17 protein-coding genes are annotated in these 18,406 nt (G+C 59.2%); 1 reads left to right on the forward strand and 16 read right to left on the reverse strand.

From position 1 onward, the window contains the following. Positions 1–13 precede the first annotated feature (13 nt). On the forward strand, positions 14–760 hold the full coding sequence (gene rlmB / locus H9C73_RS06560) for a 23S rRNA (guanosine(2251)-2'-O)-methyltransferase RlmB (protein ID WP_209287012.1): 747 nt from the start codon (positions 14–16) through the stop codon (positions 758–760). Between the two features lie 27 nt (positions 761–787). On the opposite strand, the gene H9C73_RS06565 is transcribed toward rlmB, so the two are convergent. The 16 genes from H9C73_RS06565 to dusB all read right to left on the reverse strand — a co-directional run bounded on the left by H9C73_RS06565 (position 788) and on the right by dusB (position 18,299). Next, positions 788–1,969, reverse strand: coding sequence for an acetate/propionate family kinase (locus tag H9C73_RS06565; protein ID WP_209287013.1), 1,182 nt, complete (start codon positions 1,967–1,969; stop codon positions 788–790). Beyond that, positions 1,969–2,940: a bifunctional enoyl-CoA hydratase/phosphate acetyltransferase gene (locus H9C73_RS06570; RefSeq protein ID WP_236014125.1), complete on the reverse strand. Its 972-nt coding sequence runs from the start codon at positions 2,938–2,940 to the stop codon at positions 1,969–1,971. The genes H9C73_RS06565 and H9C73_RS06570 overlap by 1 nt, the downstream gene beginning before the upstream one ends. Before the next feature lie 149 nt (positions 2,941–3,089). Then, a complete protein-coding gene (locus H9C73_RS06575) occupies positions 3,090–3,461 on the reverse strand; it encodes a histidine triad nucleotide-binding protein (RefSeq protein WP_209287014.1) in 372 nt (123 codons plus the stop codon). Between the two features lie 49 nt (positions 3,462–3,510). Further along, positions 3,511–5,040 carry a SpoVR family protein gene (locus H9C73_RS06580; RefSeq protein WP_209287015.1) on the reverse strand — a complete coding sequence of 510 codons (1,530 nt, stop codon included), beginning with the start codon at positions 5,038–5,040 and terminating at the stop codon, positions 3,511–3,513. Next, a complete protein-coding gene (locus tag H9C73_RS06585; protein ID WP_209287016.1) occupies positions 5,027–6,325 on the reverse strand; it encodes a YeaH/YhbH family protein in 1,299 nt (432 codons plus the stop codon). The genes H9C73_RS06580 and H9C73_RS06585 overlap by 14 nt, the downstream gene beginning before the upstream one ends. An 85-nt stretch (positions 6,326–6,410) precedes the next feature. After that, the gene (locus H9C73_RS06590; RefSeq protein ID WP_209287017.1) at positions 6,411–8,333 is read right to left on the reverse strand and encodes a PrkA family serine protein kinase; all 1,923 of its coding nucleotides are present in this window, start codon (positions 8,331–8,333) and stop codon (positions 6,411–6,413) included. A gap of 198 nt (positions 8,334–8,531) precedes the next feature. Further along, positions 8,532–9,638 carry a dihydrolipoamide acetyltransferase family protein gene (locus H9C73_RS06595; protein ID WP_209287018.1) on the reverse strand — a complete coding sequence of 369 codons (1,107 nt, stop codon included), beginning with the start codon at positions 9,636–9,638 and terminating at the stop codon, positions 8,532–8,534. Beyond that, the gene (locus H9C73_RS06600) at positions 9,635–10,624 is read right to left on the reverse strand and encodes an alpha-ketoacid dehydrogenase subunit beta (RefSeq protein ID WP_209287019.1); all 990 of its coding nucleotides are present in this window, start codon (positions 10,622–10,624) and stop codon (positions 9,635–9,637) included. Before H9C73_RS06600 ends, H9C73_RS06595 begins: the two co-directional genes overlap by 4 nt. Further along, positions 10,617–11,714 carry a pyruvate dehydrogenase (acetyl-transferring) E1 component subunit alpha gene (gene pdhA / locus H9C73_RS06605; protein ID WP_209287020.1) on the reverse strand — a complete coding sequence of 366 codons (1,098 nt, stop codon included), beginning with the start codon at positions 11,712–11,714 and terminating at the stop codon, positions 10,617–10,619. Before pdhA ends, H9C73_RS06600 begins: the two co-directional genes overlap by 8 nt. Further along, the gene (locus H9C73_RS06610; protein ID WP_209287021.1) at positions 11,707–12,768 is read right to left on the reverse strand and encodes a Leu/Phe/Val dehydrogenase; all 1,062 of its coding nucleotides are present in this window, start codon (positions 12,766–12,768) and stop codon (positions 11,707–11,709) included. Before H9C73_RS06610 ends, pdhA begins: the two co-directional genes overlap by 8 nt. A 210-nt stretch (positions 12,769–12,978) precedes the next feature. After that, positions 12,979–13,395, reverse strand: a complete 417-nt coding sequence (locus H9C73_RS06615; RefSeq protein WP_209287022.1) for a hypothetical protein — start codon at positions 13,393–13,395, stop codon at positions 12,979–12,981. Between the two features lie 9 nt (positions 13,396–13,404). After that, entirely contained in the window at positions 13,405–14,019 is a 615-nt protein-coding gene (locus H9C73_RS06620; protein ID WP_209287023.1) for a LysE family transporter, read from the reverse strand. A 65-nt stretch (positions 14,020–14,084) separates the two neighbouring features. Then, positions 14,085–15,371: a phosphoribosylamine--glycine ligase gene (gene purD / locus H9C73_RS06625; RefSeq protein ID WP_209287024.1), complete on the reverse strand. Its 1,287-nt coding sequence runs from the start codon at positions 15,369–15,371 to the stop codon at positions 14,085–14,087. Between the two features lie 28 nt (positions 15,372–15,399). Beyond that, the gene (purH, locus tag H9C73_RS06630) at positions 15,400–16,983 is read right to left on the reverse strand and encodes a bifunctional phosphoribosylaminoimidazolecarboxamide formyltransferase/IMP cyclohydrolase (RefSeq protein ID WP_209287025.1); all 1,584 of its coding nucleotides are present in this window, start codon (positions 16,981–16,983) and stop codon (positions 15,400–15,402) included. A 31-nt stretch (positions 16,984–17,014) separates the two neighbouring features. After that, on the reverse strand, positions 17,015–17,296 hold the full coding sequence (gene fis, locus H9C73_RS06635; RefSeq protein ID WP_209287026.1) for a DNA-binding transcriptional regulator Fis: 282 nt from the start codon (positions 17,294–17,296) through the stop codon (positions 17,015–17,017). Between the two features lie 25 nt (positions 17,297–17,321). Further along, entirely contained in the window at positions 17,322–18,299 is a 978-nt protein-coding gene (gene dusB / locus H9C73_RS06640) for a tRNA dihydrouridine synthase DusB (protein WP_209287027.1), read from the reverse strand. Positions 18,300–18,406 lie beyond the last annotated feature (107 nt).

Below are 18,406 nucleotides of genomic sequence, written 5' to 3' on the forward strand. Positions count from 1 at the left end.
TTGCGGGAGTTTCATGAGCCACACTGACATTTTTGGCTTGCATGCCGTCAACAGTCTGCTCAAGCGTAATCCGGGACGTGTTCGCGCCCTGCTGGTGCAGCAGGGTCGGCAGGATGATCGGTTGCAGGAGGTGTTGTCGCAGGCCGAAGCTCAACAGGTCCGGGTACATGAGGTGCCGCGTGCGCAACTGGATCAGCGTGCCGGAGGTGGTCGCCACCAGGGCGTGATCGCTGAATGCGAGCCGCTCAAGGCCTTGAACGAGAAGGCGCTGGGTGCATTGCTGGATCTGGCAGGCCCCGCTCCACTGGTACTGGTACTGGATGGCGTAACAGATCCGCATAATCTGGGTGCCTGCCTGAGGACGGCCGATGCGGCGGGTGTCACGGTGGTGATTGCGCCCAAGGACAAGTCAGCACCCTTGAATGCGACCGTCGCCAAGGTGGCCTGTGGTGCCGCTGAGGTGGTGCCCTACGTTCAGGTGACCAATCTTGCTCGTACACTGCAGTCACTGCAGTCCCGTGGTATCTGGGTTACCGGTACGGCCGGTGAGGCAGATGGCAGCCTGTACCAGACAGACCTGACCGGTCCTCAGGCGCTGGTGATGGGAGCAGAAGGAAAAGGGATGCGTCGGCTGACACGGGAGAACTGTGACCAGCTGATCAGTATTCCCATGGCCGGCGAAGTGAGCAGCCTGAACGTATCGGTTGCCACTGGCGTGTGCCTGTTCGAAATGGTCCGTCAGCGGCAGCAATCCCGCTAAGCGCTGCTCGAAGGACGAGCTGCTGCGTCAGTGCAGCAGCTCGTCCACATGGGTTGCGATCATCAGCTCTTCATTGGTGGGCATCACGCGCACGGTAACAGCTGAATCCGGGGTGCTGATGATGCCCGCATTGCGCTGATTGGCCTCTTCGTCCAGCTGGATGCCCAGCCATTCGCAACGCGCCAGTGCCCGGGCACGGACATCCGCGTCGTTTTCACCCACACCACCCGAGAATACGATCTGCTGAACCCCCTCCAGCGCGGCAGCCAAACGGCCCATTTCCAGCGCTACGCGGTAGCAGAACATGTCGATCGCTTCTTCGGCTCTGGGGTCGTCGGACTGGTGCAGGGTCTTCATGTCCGAGCTGATGGTGGAGATCCCCAGCCAGCCACTTTCCTTGTAAATCAGCCGCTCGAGCTGATCCACATCCATGTTTTCCTCACGCATCAGATACAGCAGGACACCCGGGTCCAGGTTCCCGGTCCGGCTGCCCATGGGCAGACCTTCAACGGCGGTAAAGCCCATGCTGGACGCAACGGACTGACCCTTCTTGATGGCACACATGCTGGCGCCGGCACCCAGGTGGCAGGCGATGGTATTCAGGCTCCCGGCACCGGCCAGATTGAGCTGGCGCTGGATGAACTCGTAGGACAGGCCATGGAAACCGTAGCGGTGCACGCCCTTTTCAACCAGATGACGGGGCAGGGCATAGAGGCGCTCCAGGCGAGGCTGGTTGGCGTGGAACATGGTATCGAAGCAGGCCACGATCGGCAGCTCGGGCGCCAGTGCCTGGCAGGCACGGATCAGCTTGAGGTTGTAAGGCTGATGCAGTGGCGCCAGAGGAATATAGTGTTCAAGCTGGTGCAGGGTGTTTTGATCCAGCAGCAGGGGGCGGATAAACTGGTCACCGCCATGCACGACACGATGGCCGGTGGCCACCAGCCGGGATTCGGGCAGGTGCTCCTGTACCCAGTCCAGCACCTCTTTCAACGCATATTGGTGGCGCTCATCCTGGGGGACACCGCTGCAGGCCAGCTCGTGCGCATCCAGTACCTGGTTCTGCTCATCTCGCACCTTGAACAGGGTCGTATCGCCCAGCAGGTTTTCCACTTTGAGGTGAAACAGGCAGTGGAGCTCTGACGCTTTCAGTGCGTAGAGACCGCATTTCAGGCTCGATGAGCCGCCGTTGACGGTCAGGATGGTATCCATCAGCTGACTCCCTTGCTGTGTTTGACCATGTGGGACGCCAGTGCGCAGGAGGCCAGGCGGCCCAGAGTGCCTTCGGCACGGCTGGTCAGTATGATCGGCACGCGGGCACCGACCGCAATGCCGGCTGATTTGGCATCTGCCAGATAGATCAGCTGCTTGGCGATCATGTTGGCAGCTTCAAGGTCAGGTGCCAGCAGGATATCGGCATCGCCGGATACCGGTGACTTGATGTGCTTATCGAGGGCTGCCTGCAGCGAAATGGCATTATCGAATGCCAGCGGACCATCCAGAATTCCGCCCTTGATCTGCTCCCGGTCGGCCATCTTGCACAGAGCGGCGGCATCCAGGGTACTTTGCATGGTGGGCTTCACTTTTTCCACTGCTGCCAGGATGGCAACCTTGGGTTGAGCGTTGCCCAGCGACTGACAGAAGTCGATGGCGTTCTGCACGATATCACGCTTCACCATAAGGTCGGGGACCACGTTGATGGCGGCATCCGTGATGACCAGTGGCTTGTGGTAGTTGGGTACGTCAAACACGAACACATGACTGAGGCGTCGCTCCGTCCGGATCCCCTTGGTCTTGTGCACCACGGCGCTGAGCAGCTCGGACGTGCCCAGGCTCCCCTTCATCAATGCATCGGCTTCGGCCTGTCGAATCAGGTCGCAGGCACGCTCGGCAGCCATGTGGCTGTGTTCGGTACTGATGATCTGGTACGGCGTCAGGTCAATGTTTTCGACCTCGGCTGCGGCACGTATCTTGTGCTCGGGGCCGACCAGCAGAGGTTCAATCAAACCCTGTTCGGCGGCTTCAATCGCCCCCATCAGGCTGTTGTGATCGACCGGGTGTACGACCGCGGTACGAATCGGGCCTGCCTTGCGTGCCTGCTCGATAAAAAACTCAAGCTGATCGTGCATGGGCGGTGTTTCGACGTTGACCGTTGAGGTCTGCAAGTCGGTTGTCATGGGCATGAGCGGTCCCTCCACAAGTCTGATTGACAACACTACCCTGACATAATGAACACATTATGACGCAGTGCAACATAAATTCAGCCCGGCGATTGGCATTTTTGACAGGTGACAAGCTTTGCGAACCGGCTCGCGAGGAGCCGGGTGCCGCTTCAGTCGTTGACGGGGGTTTTCAGTGTGTCCTGATAGGGCGGCCAGCCCATCGGCTTGCCACCGAGCAGGTGAAGGTGGATGTGGTAAACCGTCTGTCCACCGTGCGTGTTGCAGTTGAAGACGGTGCGGTAGCCGCTTTCATCAAAGCCTTCAGCCTTGGCAATTTTACCGGCTGTCTGGATCATGTGGCCGACCAGCGCCTGGTCTTCGTCGGCAATATCGTTCAGGGTCGAGATATGTTTGCGCGGAATAATCAGGCAGTGGAAAGGTGCCTGGGGATTGATATCCCGAAAGGCCAGCACCTGATCGTCTTCATACACCACCTCGGCCGGAATTTCCTTGTTGAGAATTTTGCAGAACAGGCAATCCATAATGTGTACTCATCTCCTCGGTTGATTCCGGCCAGTATAGCCACGGCCTTCAGGCGACCTCAACAGCCTGTTTGGGGGGACAGTCATATCGCTTGGTCACCTCGCCATCAGGACGCACGGATTCCAGGTGGACATCAAAGCCCCAGAGTCGGTGCAGGTGCTTGAGCACTTCTTCGCAACTGTCGGCCGCCAGTGGCTGATCGTTGTGCATGAAATGGCGCAACGTCAGTGAGCGGTCACCCCGCACATTGACGTTGTATACCTGAATGTTGGGTTCTCGGTTCCCCAGGTTGTACTGGGCTGACAGTGACTCGCGCAGCTGGCGATAACCCCGCTCATTGTGAATGGCATCCACTTTCAGAGTCGGGCGGCTGCTGTCATCGGTAATGGAAAAGAGTTTCAGCTCGCGCATCATCCGAGGTGACAGGTACTGGAGGATGAAACTTTCGTCCTTGAAGTTGCGCATGGCATGGTCCAGGGTTTCGAGCCAGTTGCTGCCGGCAATATCCGGGAACCACTCCCGGTCTTCATCCGTGGGGTGCTCACAGATCCGGCGAATGTCCTGCATCATGTTGTAGCCCAGCGTATACGGGTTGATCCCGCTGAAATAGGGGCTGTCGAAGGGCGGTTGGTAGATCACGCTGGAGTGGGAGTGCAGAAACTCCATCATGAACCCATCCGTGACCAGTCCTTCGTCATAGAGTTGATGCAGCAGGGTGTAGTGCCAGAAGCAGGCCCAGCCCTCGTTCATGACCTGGGTCTGTTTCTGTGGATAGAAATACTGGGCAACCTTGCGCACAATTCGGATGACTTCGCGTTGCCAGGACTCCAGCAAGGGAGCGTTTTTCTCGATGAAGTAGAGAATGTTTTCTTCCGGATCCTTCGGGAAGCGCTGTGCTCGCTGGTCATCGTTGTCTTCCTTGCGCGGCACGGTGGTGTTCCAGAGGTCATTCAGGTGCCGCTGGATATATTCTTCTCGTGACCGCTGGCGCTCGCGCTCTTCGGCGGCAGTCAGTGGACGAGGGCGCTTGTAGCGGTTGACCCCGTAGTTCATGAGCGCATGGCAGGAATCAAGCAGTTTTTCGACTTCTTCTACGCCGTGCTTCTCTTCACATTCGCGAATGTAGTTTTTGGCGAACAGCAGGTAATCGATGATCGCGCTGGCGTCGGTCCAGGTCCGAAACAGATAGTTGCCCTTGAAGAATGAGTTGTGGCCATAGCAGGCGTGTGCGATCACGAGGGCCTGCATGGTGATGGTGTTTTCCTCCATCAGGTAGGCGATACAGGGGTTGGAGTTGATGACGATCTCGTATGCCAGCCCCATGCGACCGCGCGAATAGTTCTGCTCCGTTTCCACGAACTGCTTGCCGAACGACCAGTGGTTGTAGTTCAGCGGCATGCCCACGGAGGAGTAGGCATCCATCATCTGTTCGGAGGTGATCACCTCGATCTGGTTGGGATAGGTATCAAGGCCGAAGTCAGCCGCGACCCGTCCGATTTCCCGGTCATAGGCTTCGATCAGAGGAAAGGTCCAGTCCGAACCGGTTGAAATGGGTTCACGCTTTTTACGAGGACTCATGGGCACCCTCCGTTCGCTTCTCAAACAGACGTCGGAACACGGGATATATTTCACCGGCGTCCGTTATCTGCTGCATGGCGAAACGCTCGTTGAACGCTTCCTGCACCTGCTCATATTCATGCCACAGGTTTTGATGTGGCCCTGTGGTGATTTCCACATAGGCGTAATACTGAGTCTTGGGCAAAATGCGCTCTGTCAGCAGCTTGCTGCAGGTGCTGGAATCGCCATCCCAGTTGTCACCGTCTGATGCCTGCGCAATATAGATATTCCAGTCCTGAGGTGGATAACGGGCATCGATGATATCGGCCGTCAGAGCCAGAGCACTGGACACGATGGTTCCCCCGGTTTCACGCGAGTAGAAAAACTCCTGCTCGTCGACCTCCTTCGCATGGGTGTGGTGGCGCACAAACACCACTTCAATCTGTTTGTAGTTCCGGTTCAGAAACAGGTACAGCAAAATGAAGAAGCGCTTGGCCATGTCCTTGATGCTTTGTGTCATGGAGCCGGAGACGTCCATGACACAGAACATGACCGCCTTGCTGGACGGCATGGGGACTCGCACCAGATTGGTGTAGCGCAGATCAAAGTCGTCCAGAAAGGGCAGCTTGCGCGAGCTTTTTTCCAGCGCCAGGATCTGCTCCCTCAGCTGGTTAAGCTTGTCATTGCGTTCAGGGGAGGGCGGCATGTCTTCCAGCGCCCAAAGCTCCTTGCGCAGCGCCCGAATCTGGTGGCGTGTCTCCTTGTCGGTGAGGGCGATTCGGCGTGCATGCGCCGCTCTCAATGAGCGCACGATATGCAGTTTTTCCGGCGAGCCACTGCTGGTAAAGCCAGCGCGTCGGGTTTCAAAGGTAGTCGCGTCCTTGAGCTGCTTGCGCACCATCCAGGGCAGCTCCAGATCTTCAAACATGAAATCCAGAAACTCGTCCTGACTGATGGTGAAGGTAAATTCGTCCTCGCCTTCACCCTGATTGCTGGCCTTGCCCTGACCACTGCCTCCGCCACCGCCACTTTCCGGTCGACGAAACTCATCCCCTTCCATGAACTCCTTGTTGCCGGGGAAGATTTTTCGTTTCAGGCCGCCCTCACCGTGATGGAAGACGGGCTCGGAAATATCGCGCTTGGGAATGGTTACCTGGCCACCCTGATCCACGTCCGTGATGGAGCGATCATGTATGGCATCTTCTACCGCGCGCTTGATGTGCTGCTTGTAGCGGCGCAGAAAACGTTGGCGGTTAACCGTGCTTTTTTTCTTCGCGTTTTCCCGGCGGTCGATAATATAACTCATATATCGGCTCCCAGAGCGGCAGCCGGAGTATCAGCGTGGCTGCCGCGATTCAGTTCCCTCGGGTTACAGCTCCCTGCAAGGCGGGTTATTGAGACTTGCGGACGCGGATATACCACTCGGACAACAGGCGAACCTGTTTCTCGGTGTAGCCGCGTTCGATCATCCGCTTAACAAACTCGCCATGTTTCTTCTGGTCATCAGAAGAGGCTTTCGGGTTGAAGGAGATAACCGGAAGCAGATCTTCGGTGTTGGCGAACATCTTCTTCTCGATCACGGAGCGCATTTTCTCGTAGCTGTTCCAGGCCGGATTCTTGCCGTTGTTGCTGGCGCGGGCGCGCAGCACAAAGTTGACGATTTCGTGGCGGAAATCCTTCGGGTTGCTGATGCCCGCCGGTTTCTCGATTTTTTCCAGCTCTTCGCTGATCGCCTGACGGTCCAGAATGTCGCCGGTTTCAGGGTCACGGTATTCCTGATCCTGAATCCAGAAGTCGGCATAGGTGACGTAACGGTCGAAAATGTTCTGACCGTACTCGGAGTAGGATTCCAGGTAAGCGGTCTGAATCTCCTTGCCGAGGAAGTCGATGTATTTGGGAACGATATATTCCTTGAGGTGGCCCAGGTAGCGTTCCTGAATTTCGTTCGGGAATTGCTGCTGGCTGATCTCACGCTCCAGTACATACATCAGGTGAACCGGGTTGGCCGCCACCTCGGTCGGATCGAAGTTGAACACCTTGGACAGGATCTTGAAGGCGAAACGGGTCGACAGACCGTCCATACCCTCGTTTACGCCCGCCGCATCCTTGTACTCCTGCAGTGACTTGGCGCGGGGGTCGGTATCTTTCAGGTTTTCACCGTCGTAGATGCGCATCTTGGAGTAGATACTGGAGTTTTCCGGCTCTTTCAGGCGCGAGAGCACGGTAAACTGGGCCAGCATGTGCAGTGTATCCGGTGCACAGGGCGCTTCGTTGAGTGAGCTGTTCTCCAGCAGCTTCTCATAGATATCCACCTCTTCGGTGATCCGGGTGCAGTAGGGCACCTTGACGATATACACACGGTCGATGAAGGCTTCATTGGTCTTGTTGTTCTTGAAGGTCTGCCACTCCGACTCGTTTGAGTGGGCCAGCAGGATGCCGTCATAGGGGATGGCGCCCATGCCCTCGGTACTGTTGTAGTTACCCTCCTGAGTGGCGGTGAGCAGCGGGTGAAGCACCTTGATCGGCGCCTTGAACATCTCCACGAACTCCATCAGGCCCTGGTTGGCACGGCAGAGTGCGCCGGAGAAGCTGTAGGCATCCGGGTCGTGCTGCGGGTACTCTTCCAGTTTACGGATGTCGACCTTACCCACCAGGCTGGAGATATCCTGGTTGTTTTCATCGCCGGGTTCGGTCTTGGCGATACCGACCTGGTCCAGAATGGACGGATAGAGTTTGACCACCCGGAACTGAGTGATGTCGCCGCCGTATTCGTGCAGGCGTTTTACCGCCCAGGGTGACATGATGCCGCGCAGGTATCGGCGGGGGATGCCATATTCCTGTTCCAGAATTTCGGCGTCTTCTTCCGGTTTGAACAGCCCGAGCGGGGATTCAAACACCGGAGAGCCCTTGATCGCATAGAAGGGGATACGCTCCATCAGGTGCTTGAGGCGTTCGGCCAGTGAGGACTTGCCGCCGCCGACCGGACCCAGCAGATAGAGAATCTGTTTCTTCTCTTCCAGTCCCTGAGCGGCGTGGCGGAAATAGGACACGATGTTTTCAATCGCTTCTTCCATGCCATAGAACTCATCGAAGGCCGGATAGCGCTTGATGACCTTGTTGGAAAAGATGCGACTCAAGCGTGGGTCCAGAGCCGTATCTACTACCTCGGGCTCGCCGATAGCGTCGAGCATGCGTTCTGCCGCATTGGCGTATACTTTGGGGTCCTCCTTGCACAGATTAAGGTACTCCTGCAGGCTCATCTCCTCCTGCTGGATCGCTGAATAACGTGCCTTGTAGTGATCAAAGATACTCATGCTCACCTTCCTGCTCATTGCGCTAGCCACTGAAATTTCAAACGCTTATAAGCCAGTGGCTGGCGTTATCGGGTAATTTCAGTGTAGTCCAGATTGGCGGTAGTCAAGGGTGTGGGGAGCGGGAAAAAGGCTATTTTTTCTCGCCCCCTCTAAAGCTATGACTCTTTTCTCAGGATACGTTCAATGGCCGTGACTGGCTCATTCCGAGAGTGCGTCAATCAGGGCGCGCATGAAACGGGCGGCTTCGCCACCGGTTGCCGCGCGGTGATCAAAGGTGAGGGAGAGTGGCATGACACGATGAACCTCGACCCGGCCTGCCACGGCAACCGGTTGGGGGCGAATCACGCCGGCCCCCACGATGGCGACCTGTGGCGGGACAATGATCGGGCTGGCGTAACGCCCGGCCAGGGTACCGAAATTGCTTAGTGTCAGGGTGGCACCCTGCATTTCAGAGGGCGGGATCGAGCGGGCTTTGACATCGGCACGCAGGTTGTTCAGCCCCTGGCGCAGGTCATCCAGGCTGCGGTTGCCGATATCACGCAGTACCGGTACAAAGAGGCCCTGCTCGGTGTCCACGGCCACGCCCAGATCGATACGGTCGTGAATGCGTCGGGCAAGACGCTGGCCATCAAACCAGGCGTTCAGGTCAGGTACCGCCTTGCAGGCACTGGCCACAGCCTGTACCAGCCGCATGGTGATATCGGTGCCTTCGGGCCAGTGGTCGATATCCGCGTCCTCACAGAGCGTAACGGGCACCACTTCTGCGTGCGACTGCGCCATGGTGCGTGCCATCTGCTTGCGAACCCCTTTCAGGGGTTCCGGAGCGCCAAACGAGCGATCCATACTGGCTGCACGCTCCACGTCTTCGGCGGTGACACGGCCCTGAGGCCCCGAGCCGCCGAGGGTGTCCAGGTTGACGCCCAGCCGACGGGCCAGTGCCTGCACGGCCGGGCTGCCGGAGGCGGCCTGACGGCTGCTGGGGGCGGCTCCGATGATGAACTCTTCACGCTGGCTGCCTGATTCCGACTGCTGCTTGAGTTCTCCCACCACGGTGCCGCTGTCGTCATCTTCAGCGGTCTCAAACTCGACCAGCGGCTCGCCCGTGTGAATGGTATCCCCGGCAGCACCGAACAGATGTGCAATGGTACCCGCCTGTGGCGAGGGCACTTCAACAATGGCCTTGGCAGTCTCGACCGAAACCAGGATCTGATCGGTATCAACCGTATCCCCTTCCTTCACATGCCATTCGACAATTTCAGCTTCAGGCAGGCCTTCGCCCAGGTCGGGCAGTTTGAAATATTTCATCCGGCATACTCCATTAGCTCGTGGACGGCAGCGACAATATCGTCGGTATCAGGCAGGTACAGCAGCTCGTTGCGGTAGTAGGGCATGATGGTGTCATGGCCCGTGACGCGCTTCGGCGGAGCCTTGAGCTCTCCGGCGGCCTGTTCGGCCAGAGAGGCGGCGATTTCGGCGCCCAGCCCGCCATGACGCGGCGCTTCATGAATGATGACGCAGCGGCCGGTCTTTGCGACCGAGGCCAGCAGAGTGGCGTGATCGATCGGGTTCAGGGTTGCCACGTCGATCACTTCACAGCTGATGCCTGCATCGGCCAGCCGGTCTGCTGCGGACAGGGTTTCACTGACCATGGCGCCCCAGCTGACCAGTGTCACGTCATGCCCTTCACGCAGGGTGAAGCAGGTATCCAGCGGCAGAGCTCTGCCATCGTCCTCGACCAGCGTCTTGGTGGCGCGGTAGATCCGCTTGGGCTCCAGAAATACCACCGGGTCATCGCTGCGGATGGCACCGAGCAACAGGCCGTAGGCGCGTGCGGGCGAAGAGGGCACTACCACCTTCAGGCCCGGAATATGGGCCAGCAGCGCTTCGGTGCTCTCCGAGTGGTGCTCGGGGGCATGTATGCCGCCGCCGAAGGGTGCACGCAGGACCAGCGGGCAGGTCAGCCGGCTGCGGGTGCGGTGTCGCATGCGGGCGGCGTGAGCGACCAGATGTTCAAAGGCGGGAAAGATAAACCCCATGAACTGAATTTCGGCCACCGGTCGCAGCCCCTGTGTGGCCATGCCCACACTGAGACCGGCAATCATGGTTTCTGCCAATGGCGTATCAATGACACGGCGCTCCCCAAAGCGCTCCTGCAGCCCGGCCGTGGCGCGAAAGACACCGCCGTTGGTGCCGATATCTTCACCCAGCAGCAAGACATCCGCATCTTCTTCCAGCGCACGGGCAAGTGCGAGGTTCACTGCTTCCAGTAAGGTAATGGCCGTATCACTCATGATCCTGTCCTCCCTGCTGGCGCGCCTGTTTGTGACGCGCCTGCTCGCGCTGCTCGGCCAGTGCCGGCGGGCACTCGGCATAGAGGTGGTCATACAGATCGTCTACCGGTTGCGGTTCTGCCGCCAGATACTGCTCGACAGCCGTGTCGATCATGCGCTTGGCTTCGGCCTGCCAGGCGTTTTCACGTTCTTCGTCCCACCACGAGCACCGGTGCAACCAGTTGCGCAGGCGCGCAACCGGCTCGCGCTGCCAGGCGTCCTTGAGTTCTTCCGAGGGGCGATAGCGGGTGGCATCATCGGCAGTAGTGTGATCCGACAGGCGATAACTCAGTGCTTCGATCAGGGTCGGGCCCTTGCCGGCACGGGCGCGTTCCAGCGCCTGGCCGACCACCTCATGCAGGGCCAGGGCATCATTGCCGTCCACCTGCTCGCCGCGTATGCCGGCGCCCAGTGCTTTCTGCGCCAGTGTCGGTGCGATGCACTGCTTGCTGCGCGGGACCGAAATGGCCCACTGGTTGTTGTTGATGATAAAGACCACGGGCAGTTGCCAGGCACCGGCGACATTGAGTGCTTCCATGAAATCGCCCTTGGAGGTTCCTCCGTCACCGATCATGGTCAGAACGGCCTGTGCCTGCCCCCGGTATTTCAGTGCGGTGGCGACGCCGCAGGCGTGCAGGCACTGGGTCGCAATCGGCACGGCATTGGGCAGATCCTTACCCATCTCGGCTGCGGCGCTGCCACGTTCATCGCCGCCCCAGTAGAGCAGTATCTGATCGATGGGAACGCCACGAATCATCTGCATCGCGTGGTTACGGTAGTAGGGCACCAGCACGTCCTCGGCCTGCATCAGACGCGCGCAGACCACATCAATGGCTTCAGCGCCCAGCAATGAGGCATAGGTGCCCAGTTGTCCGGTCCGCTGCAGGCTGATCGCCTTGGTATCCAGCTGGCGGGCCAGCACCATCTGCTGGTAATAGTCGACCCAGGGCTGTGCTTGATGAGCCCAATCCGGCAGCTCACCCAATGGCGTACCGTCCTTGTCCAGATAGCGCGTGAACCGTATTTCGCCGTGATAGCGTACTTCATGCATGATCGGGTTCCTCTGCGTGGCTGAATGGGTGACCTGCCTGGGCCAACAGGGTTTCGGCGTGTCGATCGGCCACATGATGTACTGACAGCCCGCTGCGATCGGCTTCGGCAAACAGGTGAGCCAGTGTGGCGCCAATGGCGCGAATTTTTTCGTCACGTGCCTCGGCTGTTGCGCCAGCCTGATGCATGGCGACATGGATCAGGCCCCCGGCGTTGATCACATAGTCCGGTGCATACAGGATGTTGTGCGCGATCAGACGGTCGCCATCGGCATCGGTGGCCAGCTGGTTGTTGGCACTGCCGGCCACGATGGCGCAGCGCAACTGTGGAATGGTGGTTTCGTTGAGGGTTGCACCCAGCCCGCAGGGGCTGAATACATCGGCTTCTACGGAGTAGATGGCATCGGGGGCGACCGGTTCGGCATTGAACTCGCGCACGCAGCGCTGAACCCGCTCAGGGTCGATGTCCGCCACCAGCAGGCGCATACCGGCCCGGTGCAGATGCTCGGCCAGCGCATGTCCCACATGGCCCAGCCCCTGTATTGCAACCGTCAGTCCCTGCAGGCTTTCACGCTGCAAACGGTGACGTACGGCGGCATGGATACCGGCAAAAAGACCCAGTGCGGTATGGGGGGCCGGGTCACCACAGGCGGTGGTGCAGCCCACAAATTCGGTGGTGGTGGCAATGCTGTCCATGTCACTCACCTCGGTACCGCTGTCCATGGCCGTGATGTAGCGGCCGCCCAGCTGATTCACGAAGCGTCCAAAGGCCTGCATCAGCGCATGGCGATCAAACTCGCCCTCGGGGCGAATCAGGACGGCCTTGCCACCCCCATGCGGCAGCCCGGCCAGTGCGGCCTTGTAGCTCATGCCGCGCGCCAGTCTCAGCGCGTCGGTAATGGCATCCTGTTCACGGGCATAATGGATGAAGCGACACCCTCCAATGGCGTTGCCACGGGCGGTGGAGTGAATGGCAATAATGGCTCTCATACCGCTGGCCGGGTCCAGACCCAGGTGCAGGTCAGTCATTCCGGCGTTTTCCATCTGCTTCAACATGACGGGGTCCTCCGTGCTTGAGCAATGGGAAACTGCTTGTCAGGGAGCATCCTTGTGGTCTTGTGAACCGGATGCCGATATTAATTGGAATAGCACAGGGCTGGGCAAAGTACAGCTTGAGGATCAAAGATTTAGCGGAGTTCAGCAAAGGGTGTGCAGCTGCAAAAGATGGGGCAACTGCAGATAATCAGGTGTGTGTGGCGAGGGGTGCTAATCCATGCTGCGCTGCAGTGATGGACGGGAAATGCTGTTCATGACGCGAGGCCAGAGAGGGGCGTTCAAGCGGGGCAGGAGTGCGGGTTCTTCGGAACGGGGCTGGAGCTCGGGTGGAATGGGTTTGCCTTCAAGTATCAGGCGCCGGCGAGCCAGCCAGCGCTTGATGTCAGCCAGCAGCGTCATGAGCTCCTCATCGGAAATACGCTCGCCGGGCGCCAGAGGGTCGCGTACTTGCTGGATACTCAAAGGCGGGGCACTGCAGTCAAATGCCTGTGATTCACCGCTGCGCAGGCAGAAAGCGCCGGCAGAAGGCTGTTCCGGTTCAGGCTCGGTCGGCTGCATGCTGCAGCCTGCAAGCAGAGCGCCCAGGCTGAGCAGCATGATCCGGTGTTGAACGGTCCGTGTCTTCATTCACAGTGCCTAGAGGGTGGCGGCAGACAGCACCATGGCTGCTGCAATGAGCGCCGTGCCGGCCAGACGCTGCTGCCACAGCATGGCGACCGGATCGGCAAAGCGGTGCCTCAGTGTTGCCGCGAGACCACTGTAGCCGGTCATGACAAACGCTTCGGCTGCCAGGAGTGTAGCACCGATCACCACCAGCTGAGGCAGCTGGGGCTTGCTGGGGTCCATGAACTGGGGAATCAGGGCCAGCAGAAACACCAGACCCTTGGGGTTGGTGATATTGACCAGCAGAGCCTGCAGGAAGCGGGTGTGGCGGGGGGCAAAAGCCAGTGATTCGACTTCACCGCTGGCGCGCTGGCGCCAGAAGCGCAGCCCCAGCCAGACCAGATAGACAACACCGATCCACTTGATGATGGCAAACAGCTCGGGGGATGAGGTGATCAAACTGCTCAACCCCAGTGCAACCACCAGAATCTGAATACCGTACCCACTGACCAGGCCGAGCGTGCTCCAGCAGGCACCGCGTGCGCCATAGGTCAGGCCGGCGCCCATTGACGTGGCTGCGCTGGCACCGGGCGAGAGGCTGATCAACAGGGCTGTCCCCAGCAATGCAATCCAGATCTCAGTTGTCATGGTGTTTGGACCTCTGCAACGCAAACAGCCGCCCGAAGGCGGCTGTTCAGTCATTGGATCAAATATCAGTCATTTTCACGTGCAATGGCACGGTAGGCGATATCGGTGCGGAAGTAGGCATCCTTCCAGCTGACCTCTTGCAGCAGTGCGTAGGCGCGCTGCTGGGCTTCGGTCACGCTGTCACCCAGTGCGGTGACGCAGAGCACGCGGCCACCGGCAGTGACCACATTGCCGTCTTCATCCAGCTTGGTGCCGGCATGGAAGATCTTGCTGCCTTCCGGACAGCTTTGCGGCAGGGTGATCACGTCGCCCTTGGCATAATCGCCCGGGTAACCGCCGGCCGCCATCACCACGCCGACAGACTTGCGCTCATCCCATTCGGCCGTGGTCTGATCCAGTTTCTTGTCCAGTGCTGCCCGACACAGCTGCACCAGAGAGGACTTCAGACGCAGCATGATCGGCTGGGTTTCGGGATCACCGAAGCGGCAGTTGTACTCGATCACTTTCGGCGTACCGTCGGCCATGATCATCAGACCGGCATACAGGAAGCCGGTGTACTCGTTGCCCTCCGCTTTCATGCCGTTCACGGTCGGCATGATCACTTCGTCCATCACGCGCTGGTCGATTTCGGGTGTGACCACCGGTGCCGGTGAGTAGGCACCCATGCCACCGGTGTTCAGACCGGTGTCGCCGTTGCCGACGCGCTTGTGATCCTGGCTGGTGGCCATCGGCAGCACGTTGTCACCGTCAACCATGACGATATAGGAGGCTTCCTCACCATCCAGAAATTCCTCGATGACCACGCGGCTGCCCGCATCTCCGAAGGCATTGCCGGCCAGCATGTCGCGGATCGCCGCTTCGGCTTCTTCCAGCGTCATGGCCACGATAACGCCCTTGCCAGCGGCCAGACCATCGGCCTTGACCACGATCGGCGCGCCTTTTTCGCGCACGTACGCGAGCGCGGGCTCAATCTCGGTGAAGTTCTGATACTCAGCCGTGGGGATCTGCTGGCGGTCCAGAAAGTCCTTGGTGAAAGCCTTGGAGCCTTCCAGCTGAGCGGCAGCGGCCGTGGGGCCGAAGATCGGGAGGCCGGCGTCACGGAAGCGGTCGACCACGCCCGCCACCAGAGGTGCTTCAGGGCCGACAATGGTCAGAGCCACGCGGTTGTCGCGCGCAAAGGCGACCAGGGCATCCAGATCCATCACGTCGATGGCGACGTTTTCCAGCTTGGGCTCAGTGGCAGTACCGGCATTGCCCGGTGCCACGTAAACGCGCTCAACCGCCGCGTCCTGAGCGGCAGCCCACGCCAGGGCATGCTCACGACCGCCTGAACCGATAACGAGAATATTCATACTCAGAGTCCTTCTTTGTGCTGCGGTCTTAGTGACGGAAGTGGCGCATGCCGGTGAAGACCATGGCAAGACCATGTTCATCAGCCGCGTCGATCACTTCCTGATCGCGCATGGAACCACCCGGCTGGATGACGGCAGTGATGCCGGCTTCAGCGGCGGCGTCGATGCCGTCACGGAACGGGAAGAAGGCGTCGGATGCCATCACGGAGCCCGGTACTTCCAGCCCTTCGTCTGCGGCCTTGATGCCGGCGATCTTGGCGGAGTACACACGGCTCATCTGGCCGGCGCCAATACCGATGGTCTGGCCGTCTTTGGCGTAAACAATGGCGTTGGACTTGACGTACTTGGCCACCTCCCAGCAGAACAGCAGGTCACGGATCTCCTGTTCGGTCGGCTGGCGCTGGGTGACGATCTTGAGCTGGGAGGCATCGATCATGCCCAGATCCTGATCCTGTACCAGCAGGCCGCCGTTGACACGCTTGTAGTCGAAGCTGTGCTTGCGTTCCCTGTTCCACTCGCCGCAGGCCAGCAGGCGTACATTCGGCTTGGCGGCGACGATGTCGGAGGCTTCCTGAGACACGGTCGGGGCGATGATCACTTCCACGAACTGGCGCTCAACGATCGCCTGTGCGGTCTTGGCATCCAGCTCGCGGTTGAAGGCGATGATGCCGCCAAACGCAGAGGTCGGATCGGTCTGGAACGCACGGTTGTAGGCTTCCAGAATGTCATTGCCAACAGCGACGCCACAGGGGTTGGCGTGCTTGACGATGACACAGGCCGGCTCCTGGAACGGCTTGACGCACTCCAGCGCGGCATCGGTATCGGCCACGTTGTTGTAGGACAGGGCTTTGCCCTGCAGCTGGCGTGCGGTTGAAACGCTGGCTTCGCCGGGGTTTGCCTCAACGTAAAAAGCGGCGCGCTGGTGCGGGTTCTCGCCGTAGCGCATGTCCTGCGCCTTGACGAACTGGGTGTTGAAGGTGCGCGGGAAAGCGGCCGGCATCTCTTCATCACCTTCCACAATGGCGCCCAGGTAGTTGGCGATCATGCCGTCATAGGCAGCCGTGTGTTCAAACGCCTTAACGGCCAGATCGAAGCGGGTCTTATAGCCCAGGCCGCCATTGCTTTTCAGTTCGGCAATAATGCTGTCGTAGTCGGATGCATTGACGACGATGGCAACATCCTTGTGGTTCTTGGCTGCAGAACGCACCATGGTCGGGCCACCGATATCGATGTTTTCGATCGCCATCGGCAGGTCGCAATCCGGGCGAGCGATGGTTTCGGCGAACGGGTACAGGTTGACGACAACCATGTCGATCGGCTGGATGCCGTGTTCGTTCATGATGGCGTCATCGGTGCCGCGACGGCCCAGAATGCCGCCGTGTACCTTGGGGTGCAGGGTTTTGACACGGCCATCCATCATTTCCGGAAAGCCGGTGTAATCGGAGACCTCGACCGCCGGTACATCGTTGTCGCACAGCAGCTTGTACGTGCCGCCGGTGGAGAGAATCTCGACACCTTCGGCATGCAGCGCCTGAGCGAATTCGACAATGCCGGTCTTGTCCGACACGCTGATCAGCGCGCGACGGACGGGAGAGGTGTTCTGTTCAGACATGGTTTTGCGTTCCCGTTCCAAATGAATTCAGTTACAGCAGGCCATACTGCTTCAGTTTCTTGCGCAGTGTGCCGCGGTTCAGGCCCAATACTTCAGACGCCTTGGTCTGGTTGTCCTTGGTGTAGGCCATCACGCTTTCAAACAGCGGGGCCTCGATTTCGGACAGAACCATCTGATAGACATCGGTAACAGGCTGACCGTCCAGCTGCTTGAAATAGCTGGTCAGTGACTGATGCACGGTATCGCGCAGGGTCTGCTGCGGAATCTGTGCCGGTGCGCTGTCGTTCGTCTGTTTTACGTCTTTGGTATCCACTGTACTTCTGTACCCAATCCAGGGATCAGGCTGCGTCACGTCGTTGAGCGAAAAAACGGTCAACGGCGGCGAGCTGATCTGATGCTGTTTCAAGTTGATTAAAGCTTTGCCGAAAGTCCCGGTCATTGCCGCAGCTTTGCAGGTACCAGCCCAGATGTTTGCGGGCAATACGCACGCCCAGATACTCACCATAGAACTGATGCAGTGCCTCAAGATGACGGCGCAGGATGCCGTGTTGCTCAACCCTGTCAGGGTCGGGCAGCTGCTCGCCGGTCTTGAGGAAATGATCGATCTGACCCAGCAGCCAGGGACGTCCCTGGGCCGCTCGGCCAATCATCACGGCATCTGCGCCGGTGTAGTCAAGCACTCGGGCTGCCTTCTCGGGGGAGTCGATATCGCCGTTGGCAAACAGGGGAATATCGATTGATTGGCGAATGCGCGCAATGGTGTCGTACTCGGCTTCGCCCTGATAGCGGTCGGCACGGGTACGCCCGTGTACGGCCAAGGCGGCAATACCGGACGCTTCGGCCATACGTGCAATGCGCACACCGTTACGGGTTTCAGGGCACCAGCCGGTGCGGATCTTGAGTGTGACAGGCACCTCGACGGCGCCAACCACAGCCTGAAGAATGGCCTCAACGAGACCTTCATCACGCAGCAGCGCCGAGCCGGCCGCCTTGTTGCACACTTTCTTGGCAGGACAGCCCATATTGATGTCGATGATCTGGGCACCATTTTCCACGTTGACCCGGGCAGCGTCAGCCAGCATCTCCGGATCGCCACCGGCAATCTGGATGGAGCGGGGTTCGGCTTCACCCTGATGATCAAGGCGGAAACTGGACTTGCGGGTATGCCAAAGGCGCTTGTCAGCGGTCACCATTTCGGAAACCACCAGCCCTGCCCCCATCTCCCGACAAAGCTGTCGGAAAGGGCGGTCGGTTACCCCGGCCATGGGGGCCAGAATCACCCGACTGTCAATGTTGTAAGGGCCGATCCTGAACATGCCGCATCCTGTCAGAAAGGTAAAAGAAACACGTATTCGTTACATCGCTGCAACAAATCAGGGTTAACTTTCGGAAGGCGGCCAATGATACTCTTTCGATCCCCGGT

It is taken from the genome of Marinobacterium alkalitolerans, assembly GCF_017776525.1.
GTDB classification, from domain to species: Bacteria; Pseudomonadota; Gammaproteobacteria; order Pseudomonadales; family Balneatricaceae; genus Marinobacterium; species Marinobacterium alkalitolerans.